Source organism: Mesorhizobium sp. M7A.F.Ca.US.008.03.1.1 (genome assembly GCF_003997495.1).
GTDB lineage: Bacteria > Pseudomonadota > Alphaproteobacteria > Rhizobiales > Rhizobiaceae > Mesorhizobium.
In genome coordinates this window covers 147,374-153,925 of the sequence record NZ_RZRU01000015.1, presented here as the reverse complement: position 1 = coordinate 153,925, position 6,552 = coordinate 147,374, and the positions used below count along the sequence as shown (strand labels likewise).

7 protein-coding genes and 1 pseudogene are annotated in these 6,552 nt (G+C 63.6%); 4 read left to right on the top strand and 4 right to left on the bottom strand.

Annotation, left to right across the window (positions count from 1 at the left end; translation table 11 throughout):
- The 3 genes and pseudogenes from EOA16_RS21130 to EOA16_RS21120 form a co-directional block, all read left to right on the top strand.
- Positions 1 to 158 (top strand): annotated as a pseudogene (locus EOA16_RS21130) (LysR family transcriptional regulator); the annotation flags it as partial.
- 89 nt (positions 159 to 247) lie between these two features.
- Entirely contained in the window at positions 248 to 916 is a 669-nt protein-coding gene (locus tag EOA16_RS21125) for a DUF1007 family protein (protein ID WP_127260001.1), read from the top strand.
- A 221-nt stretch (positions 917 to 1,137) separates the two neighbouring features.
- Positions 1,138 to 2,244 (top strand): nickel/cobalt transporter, encoded by a 1,107-nt coding sequence (locus EOA16_RS21120; RefSeq protein WP_245455988.1) that lies wholly within the window; start codon positions 1,138 to 1,140, stop codon positions 2,242 to 2,244.
- A gap of 23 nt (positions 2,245 to 2,267) precedes the next feature.
- Here EOA16_RS21120 and denD read toward each other — a convergent pair whose 3' ends face one another.
- The 4 genes from denD to EOA16_RS21100 form a co-directional block, all read right to left on the bottom strand.
- The gene (denD, locus tag EOA16_RS21115) at positions 2,268 to 3,245 is read right to left on the bottom strand and encodes a D-erythronate dehydrogenase (protein ID WP_127260000.1); all 978 of its coding nucleotides are present in this window, start codon (positions 3,243 to 3,245) and stop codon (positions 2,268 to 2,270) included.
- Positions 3,246 to 3,261: 16 nt separating this feature from the next.
- A complete protein-coding gene (locus tag EOA16_RS21110; protein WP_126071175.1) occupies positions 3,262 to 3,474 on the bottom strand; it encodes a hypothetical protein in 213 nt (70 codons plus the stop codon).
- Positions 3,475 to 3,563: 89 nt separating this feature from the next.
- Positions 3,564 to 4,538: a cation diffusion facilitator family transporter gene (locus EOA16_RS21105; RefSeq protein ID WP_127259999.1), complete on the bottom strand. Its 975-nt coding sequence runs from the start codon at positions 4,536 to 4,538 to the stop codon at positions 3,564 to 3,566.
- Positions 4,539 to 4,548: 10 nt separating this feature from the next.
- Entirely contained in the window at positions 4,549 to 5,235 is a 687-nt protein-coding gene (locus EOA16_RS21100; RefSeq protein ID WP_127259998.1) for a GNAT family protein, read from the bottom strand.
- An 83-nt stretch (positions 5,236 to 5,318) separates the two neighbouring features.
- Between EOA16_RS21100 and EOA16_RS21095 the strand changes: the two genes are divergently transcribed.
- The gene (locus EOA16_RS21095; protein ID WP_127259997.1) at positions 5,319 to 6,503 is read left to right on the top strand and encodes a pyridoxal phosphate-dependent aminotransferase; all 1,185 of its coding nucleotides are present in this window, start codon (positions 5,319 to 5,321) and stop codon (positions 6,501 to 6,503) included.
- The last annotated feature ends 49 nt before the right edge of the window (positions 6,504 to 6,552 follow it).

Below are 6,552 nucleotides of genomic sequence, written 5' to 3'. Positions count from 1 at the left end.
ACCTCGCGAGCGGCCGGCTGGTGGCGGTGATGGATGACCGTATCCTGTCGGGCGGCGGCATCTTCGCCGTCTACCCGCACCGCCGCTATCTGCCGGCGAAAGTCCGCGTCTTCGTCGACTTTTTGGTGCAGTGGTTCAGGACGCGCGAGGCTGGCTGACCGGCGTCGATAGTCTCGCGGTCCCAATTTCGCCCCCTTTCTGGTAACTCTCGGCAACTCTTCCGAGGCCTATGGAATCACGACCGAGAATGCACCTGAAACGGCACGCAATCATGCTGGCTTCGGCCTTGGCGGCTACTTTTGCCGCCGCTGGACCGGCTTACGTGCATCCGCATGTCTTCGCCGAGGCCCGCCTCGATGTGATTCTCTCCCCGGATCACCAAAGCGTGAAGGCCCTGCGTCATCTCTGGCGCTTCGACGATCTGTTTTCATCGACGGTGATGATGGAGTTCGACAAGAACTCCGACCTGAAGCTCGACGACAAGGAGCTGAAGGAAGTCGCCGACACCGTTCATGCCTCGCTGGCCGAGTTCAATTATTTCCAGCTCGTCACCGTTGACGGCAAGGACGTGGCGATGACGCCGCCGCCGCATCTGATGGCCAACTTCGACAACGATCAGCTGATCATCCTGTTCGAGTCCGAACCTAAGGTGCCGATCAAGCTCAATGGCAAGATCGATATCGGCGTCTACGATCCGACATTCTACACGGCGATCGACTTCACCGAGGACTCCAACATCACGGTTGAAGGCCTGCCCTCGAACTGCACCAGCAAGGTGGTCCGTCCGGACCCGGACGAGGCGATCAAGGAAAACCAGAAGACCCTCACCGATGCCTTTTTCAACGATCCGACCGGCACCGACATGAGCAAGATCTTCGCCACCAAGCTCGAACTGACCTGTCAGCCAGAAGGATGAAGCCGGTGACGAGAGCGGTTTCCGATCAGATTGAATCATTCTGCCGGCGATGGTTTGTGTCAAGGTCCAGGGCTTTGTCGATGGCCGGGCTGGTGGCCCGGCCGAGACAAAGACCGAAGGATTTGACGCAAACCAGCCCGGCAGAATGTTTCAATCTGGTCGGAAACCGCTCTGGACCGTCCCTGCGTTTGGCATTCGGCCTGTTGGCCCTCACTGTCGCCATGATGCATGTCGCCGACGCCGCTCATGCCCAGAGTTCGCTCGGCATCGGCGTCAATGACGGCATGGCGCCCACCACCGGCCCGTTCGCCCATATCCTGATGTGGATCAATCTCAGGCAGCAGGAATTCTACCGCGCGCTTGCAACGGCGATGAAGGCGATGCGCCAGGACGGCAGCAAGATCTGGGTACTCGTCGGCCTGTCCTTCGCTTACGGTATTTTCCATGCCGCCGGCCCCGGCCACGGCAAGGCAGTGATCTCGTCCTACATGGTGGCCAATGAGGTGGCGTTGCGGCGCGGCATCCTCTTGTCCTTCGTCTCGGCGCTGCTGCAGGGCCTGACCGCGGTCGCGGTGATGGGGGTCGCCTACTTCGTCCTGCGCGGCACCTCCGTCTCGATGACGGACGCAGCCTGGTTCATGGAGATCATGAGCTTCGTCTTCGTCACCCTGTTCGGCGCCTGGCTGCTGTGGCGCAAGCTCGGCCCCGCCGTCCTGCGCCTGTTCGGCAAGGGTCCAGCCTACAGCCTGTCGGCGGCTCATGCCGGTCATTCTCATGGTGGACATTCGCATGCAGCCCATGGCCATTCGCACGCCCTGCACGCGCATGACGATCACGACCACGCGCACAACCATTCCCACGATCATCACGACCACGGCGCGCATGATCACGACCATGATCACGCCACACACGATCATGCTCATCACGATCACGCGGCGGGTGAGGTCTGCGACACCTGCGGCCATTCGCACGCACCCGATCCGGCGCTGCTGTCGGGCGATCGCTTCGACTGGCGCACGGCGTGGACGGCGGTGGCGGCGGTCGGCATCCGGCCCTGCTCCGGCGCGCTGATCGTGCTCAGCTTCGCGCTGCTCAACGGCCTCTGGCTCGGCGGTTTGCTGTCGGTGCTGGCGATGTCGCTTGGCACCGCCATCACCGTTTCGGCACTGGCGACACTGGCGGTGACCGCCAAGAACTGGGCGGTCTATTTCGCCGGCGACGGCCGCATGGGCAACCGCATCCACTCGATCGTCGAGATCGGCGGCGCGGCGTTCGTGTTCCTGTTCGGGCTGCTGCTGCTGTCGGCGAGCCTAGCGTCGGGCGGATGATGCCCAGCGCCGGCGGTCAGGATCTAACCCGCGATCTTACCGCCGAGTTCGTCCTCGATGTGAGCGCGGATGATCTCGTCAAAACTCTTTTCGGCGCTGAAGCCGAGCTCCCGTGACCGCTTCGCCTCGAACCTTGTCGGCCAACCCTTGACGATCGCCCAGATCGTCGCGTCCGGCTCCTCACGGATCAGTTTCACCACCTCTGGCCCGGCGATGCGTTCCAGCGCCTCGATCTGCTCGCCGACGGTGACGGCGACGCCGGGCATCGTCAGGTTGCGGCGCGGGCCAACGGCACCGCCGTCGATCTGAGCCGCGTGGATCAAGAAATTGACCGCCGAGCGCGGGCTGGCGTGCGTGTGCACGACCGAGCGCGGCACCGGCAGGATCGCCTCGTGGCCGCTCAAGGGCTCGCGGATGATGCCGGAGAAGAAGCCCGAGGCCGCCTTGTTCGGCTTGCCGGGCCGCACGCAGATGGTCGGCAGCCTGATGCCAATGCCGTCGAAGAAGCCGCGCCTGGAATAGTCGGCCAGCAGCGCTTCGCTCATCTGCTTCTGGGTGCCGTAGGAGGTCAGCGGCGTCGGATGAAACTCATCGGGAATGACATCCGGGAAGGGCGCGCCGAACACCGCGATCGACGAGGTGAAGACGACGCGCGGTGCAAAGCCCGCCACCCGGATGGCATCGAACAGGGCGCGCGTACCGTCGAGATTGACGCGGTAGCCGAGATCGAAATTGGCTTCCGCCTCGCCCGATACGATGCCCGCGAGATGGAACACGACATCGGGACGCGATGCGACCAGGCGCTCAGTGGCCCCCGCTTCGGCGAGATCGCCGGTGTGCAGCGTGACGCTGACGCCGTCCAGGCTCGGCGCCTGTGGCGGCACGATATCGTGTAAATCGAGCGCCGTGATCTTGCGGCCCCGCAGCGTGCCGTCCTTGGCCAGCCGGGCGATGAGCTTGCGGCCAACCATACCCGCGGCGCCAGTGATCAGAATGCGCATGTCGAAAATCCCTTGCCTATTTACCCTGGTTTTTGCGCTGGTTGCGGGCCCGCAGCCAGAACACCGAGAAGAACGCCAGCACGAAGACGATGCCAAAGGCGCCGGCGAGCACGGTCGAAAGGCTGCCGAGAGCCAGCATCACGGTCGGCAGATAGTAGGCGCCGATACCGAACAGAAGCATGATCCACACTGCTGCGATAAGAGCATTCCTGGTGTCGCGGTCCATCATGCCGCGTCCGGGCAGCGGGCGTTCGTCAAGCTGGTTTTCAAGATTTTGCAACTCCTGAGGCAGGACAATCGACATCGATCGATCCGGTCCTAGTGATGGTGGTCGTGATATGCAGCCGCATCATGCCCGTGCCCGTGGTCGTGCTCGTGATCGTCGCCATCGTCGGCGCACTGTCCGAATTCCGGTTCCACGGTGGCATGGCTGATGCCGTGCTCGCTGGCAAGCCGCTTCTTGACGGCACTCACCGCCTGATAGGCATCGACGCCCTCGCTAAGGCAGGCATGCAGCGTCGCCATGTTGCTGGTTCCGTCGAGCGACCAGACATGCATGTGGTGCACTTCGCGCACACCCTGGATGGTCGCCTCGATATCCCTGGCGATCAGATCTCGGTCGAGGCTTGGCGGCACGCCCTCGAGCAGGACATGGGCGGCTTCACGCATCAGCGACCACGCCGTGTAGAGGATCAGCAGCGAGACCAGGACCGACAGGATCGGGTCGATCGGCGTCCAGCCGGTCGCCAGGATGACCAGCGCCGCCGCGATGGCCGCCGCCGAGCCGAGCAGGTCGCCAAGCACATGCAGGATGGCGCCGCGCATGTTCAGGCTCTCGCGGTCGCCGCCATGCAGCACGAAGAACGAGCCGATATTGACCAGCAGGCCGAGGATCGCCACCGCCAGCATTGGCCCGCCAAGCACCGGTGCCGGCGCCTGCAGGCGCCCCCAGGCCTCGTAGACGATCCACAGGGCGATGACGAAGATGGCGATGCCGTTGGTATAGGCCACCAGCGTCTTGACCCGGCCGAAGCCGTAGGTGAGGCGAACGGTCGCCGGCCGGCCGCCAAGATGAAACGCATACCAGGCAAGGCCGAGCGCGATCGAGTCGGCGAGCATGTGGCCGGCATCGGCCAGCAGCGCCAGCGACCCGGTGAGGATGCCGCCAAGCGCTTCGGCGACCATGAAGCCGCCGGTCAGGCAGGCTGCGATCAGAACGCGTTTCTTGTCGGTCGAGCCATGCACATGACCAGGGCCGTGATCGTGCCCAGTGTGATCGTGGGTATGTGCCAATGGTGAACTCCTAAGCGCCAAATTCCGCGCGACAATCCTCGAGCCGCCGCTTCTGCTGGCCGTCGCCATCGAAATTGGCCGGATCGAGCCACGCCTCATAGGCACTGCGCAGCGCCGGCCACTCCTTGTCGATGATCGAATACCACGCGGTGTCGCGGTTTTCACCCTTGACGATGAGATGCTGGCGGAAAATGCCTTCGAACTTGAAGCCGAACCGTTCGGCGGCCCGCTTCGATGGCTCGTTGCGGTTGTTGCACTTCCATTCGTAGCGGCGGTAGCCGAGTTCGTCGAAGATGTATTTCATGAACAGGAACTGCGCTTCGGTTGCTCCCGGCTTGCGCGAGATGAGCGGCCCCCAATAGATGTTGCCGATCTCGATGACGCCGTGCGCCGGATCGATGCGCATCAGCGTCTGGCGTCCGGCGACCTTGCCGCTGGCCTTGTCGATGACGGTGAAGAACAGCGGATCCTCGCTGGCCTCGACCTTGTCCAGCCATGGCTGGAAAGCGGCACGGGTCTCCGGCGGATAGTCGGGCAACCAGGCGAAGCGGCCGTCGATGTCGGACACGGAGGACGCTTCATAGAGGCCGTCGCCGTGTTTTGCAGCACTCAGCGGCTCAAGCCGAACGTACCGGCCGTCGATAGTCTTGCGTTCGGGCCGCGGGCGCGGTTGCCAATCCCTGAGATTTTCCGACACCGAAAGCTCCAATCCGTTTGACTTTTGCCAGCCGAAGCTCACAAAAACGCGACCCAACAGCAAGAACCACACGGACGGGAAAAATGCTCCACACGATTTCGGCCTTCGACCGCCTTGGCGAAGAAAACGCCTTTGCCGTTCTGGCGCGGGCGACGGCCCTTGCAAGCCAGGGCCGCGACATCGTCAATCTCGGCATCGGCCAGCCGGACTTCAAGACGCCGCAGCACATCGTCGAGGCGGCGATCAAGGCGCTGCGCGACGGCCACCACGGCTACACCCCGGCCAACGGGCTGCTGGCGACGCGCGAGGCGGTGGTGCGCCGCACGCTGACCACCACCGGCGTCGAAATATCGCCCGAAACGGTGATGATCCTGCCCGGCGGCAAGCCGACCATGTTCGCGGCGATCCTGATGTTCGGCGAACCTGGCGCCGAAATTCTCTATCCCGATCCGGGCTTCCCCATCTATCGCTCGATGATCGAGTTCACCGGCGCAGCCCCTATTCCCGTGCCGATGCGCGAGGAAAACGGCTTTGCCTTCTCCGCCGAGGAGACGCTGGCCCTGATCACTTCGAAGACCAGGCTGCTGATCCTCAACTCGCCGGCCAATCCGACCGGCGGGGTCACGCCCCGTGCCGAGATCGAGAAACTGGTGAAGGGGCTGGAGGCGCATCCGCACGTCGCCATCCTCTCCGACGAGATCTACGACGTCATGACCTATGATGGCGAGACGCATTGCTCGCTGCTCGGCTTTCTCGAAATCCGCGACCGGCTGATCGTGCTCAATGGCTGGTCGAAGACCTGGGCGATGACCGGCTGGCGCATGGGCTGGTCGATCTGGCCGAACGGCGACAAGGGCGCCCATCTCTACGACAAGGTGCGCAAGCTGGCGGTCAACTGCTGGTCCTGCGTCAACGCGCCGAGCCAGTTTGCCGGCATCGCCGCAATCGACGGCCCGCAGGACGACGTCGATAAGATGATGCGCGCCTTCGACCGCCGCAGGAAGATCGTCGTCGAGGGATTGAACGCCCTGCCCAACATGTCCTGCATCACGCCCAAGGGCGCCTTCTACGCCTTCCCCAACGTCTCGAAGACCGGCTGGAAGGCGAAGAAGCTGGCCTCGGCGCTGCTCGACGAGGCCGGCGTGGCACTGATCGGCGGCCCCGATTTCGGCATTCTCGGCGAAGGCTATATCAGGCTCTCCTACGCCAATTCCGAGGAGAACATCTTGCGCGCGCTGGAGCGGATCGGAGCGTTCCTGGCGAAGTGAGCCATCCGGAACGTCCTCGGCTCTTCACGACAAGACGGAAGGTGACATC